This window comes from Vibrio sp. Vb1554 (assembly GCF_033344235.1).
The window spans coordinates 1-1,773 of record NZ_JAWPOJ010000108.1; the positions used below are offsets into that span (position 1 = coordinate 1).

Sequence of the window (1,773 nt, forward strand, 5' to 3'; positions counted from 1 at the left end):
GCTGTTTTCAGCAGGCTGTCTAGGTCTGTTGGTGTCGTTCTTGATGGAATCACGACCAGAGCAGGTGGATTCATCCATTTGGTGGTGGTTTGCGCTCAGTACGTTGCTTGCGACGAGTTTGCGTTACGTTATGCAGACGATGGGGCAAAAGTTTGTCCAAGCAGGGAATGCGGCACTGATTATGATCTTAGAGCCGGTTTGGACGGTTGTTCTCAGCATTCTTTGGTATGGTGAAGTTCTGACGGCCAATAAACTTGTTGGTTGTCTGCTGATTCTCTTTTCTTTGGTGATTTACCGCACTGGCGGCAGATTCCGCTTCCCCAAGCGAGCGTAAATACACGCTCTAAAGATGAACGACGATGGCAAATACTGAACATCAAGAAACATTAGATTTTTTAGATAAGCTGAGCGTTTGCTTGTATCGCGCTGGCATCAGTGTGTTTGCCATCGCTCTGTTGGGGTTGGCTGCGTTGGAAAGTCAATGGCTCGACGGGGTGGATGGCAGATATAGCGCAGTATTTGCGGTATTCACCATTGCTGGTGCAATGTCTGCGAGTAATATTCACGTTTACAGTAAGTCAGTTCGCACTATCATCAGTTGGTCTGGTTGGATAGGGGTGATCTTGATGGTCTGCGACCCAGAGTTAAATCGAGTGTGGCTCGCATTAGGCTTTATCTTTGTCACCTTTTCTGGGATTGCGTTGAAAGAGTCGTTCTGTTTCAAAGTTCTTGGTTTGAAATTGGTACCTACGCTGTTGGTTGTGACGGCATTTGCGTTGTGGTTCGAACAGTCAACCATTGTTGCAATCTCTGCGCTTCTTGCGGGTTTGATCATGGCCTACTTATCTATAGCAAAATGGCGCATGCCACTGCACTTTGATATCGGCATCAAAGCGAATTATGAAGTCTAACGGGCGGGTTAGTTGAGCCCGTCATGCAAAGTGCGTTATTCCATTCTATGACGTAATGCCTGCGAAACCTTCGATGTTGGTTGGCGTTGCAGTTCATCGCTTATCATCCATCCTGCTTTGGCTAACAGCTCCAAATCCACGCCAGTTTCAATGCCCAAGCCTTGGCATAAATACAACACGTCTTCTGTAGCGACATTGCCAGATGCACCATGCGCGTATGGACACCCTCCCAATCCTGCGACACTGCTGTCTACCGTGGTGATGCCCATGCTTAAGGCTTGGTAGATATTTGCCAGCGCTTGCCCCCATGTATCATGAAAGTGTACGGCTAAACGTTGGTTTGGAATGCTCGCTAACACCGATTCCAGCATTTCTTTTACACCATTAGGCGTACCGGTTCCGATCGTGTCGCCCAAGGACACCTCGAAGCATCCCAACTCGATCAACGCTTGCGATATGTTGGCCACTTGTGTTGGAGATGTCGCCCCATCGTAAGGGCAATCGACGACGCACGATAGATATCCACGAACTGGAACATGGTATTTATCGGCCTGAACCATTAATGGCTCGAAGCGTTTCAAGCTCTCTGTAATTGAACAGTTGATATTATGCTGGCAAAAGCCTTCTGAAGCCGAAGTGAAAATGGCGACCTGATTGGCGCCAGCATCTAAGGCTTGCTCTAACCCTTGGAGGTTAGGGGTGAGTGCCGAGTAAGTCACCGAGGCTCTTCGCGTGATATTTTGCATGACTTCTTTGGAATCTGCCATTTGCGGAACCCATTTGGGTGAGACAAATGAGCCTGCCTCGATGTGACTCAAACCCGTGTCAGAAAGCAAATCAATCAGCCGGATTTTAGTGCGAG

General features: G+C 48.3%; 3 protein-coding genes. 2 read left to right on the forward strand and 1 reads right to left on the reverse strand.

Annotated features, from left to right (window positions below):
• The coding region (locus tag R8N28_RS24025; protein WP_318075301.1) for a DMT family transporter at positions 1-334 on the forward strand (334 nt) is incomplete at its 5' end.
• Positions 335-359: 25 nt separating this feature from the next.
• Entirely contained in the window at positions 360-911 is a 552-nt protein-coding gene (locus R8N28_RS24030; RefSeq protein ID WP_318183525.1) for a DUF2301 domain-containing membrane protein, read from the forward strand.
• Positions 912-946: 35 nt separating this feature from the next.
• Here the strand turns inward: R8N28_RS24030 and R8N28_RS24035 are convergent.
• A partial coding sequence (locus tag R8N28_RS24035) for a hydroxymethylglutaryl-CoA lyase (RefSeq protein WP_318183526.1) occupies positions 947-1,773 on the reverse strand: 827 nt, incomplete at its 5' end.

Bases quoted from the DNA above. Each gene is read 5' to 3' on its own strand.
- R8N28_RS24030 (WP_318183525.1), top strand. From the start codon at position 360: ATGGCAAATACTGAACATCAAGAAACATTAGATTTTTTAGATAAGCTG.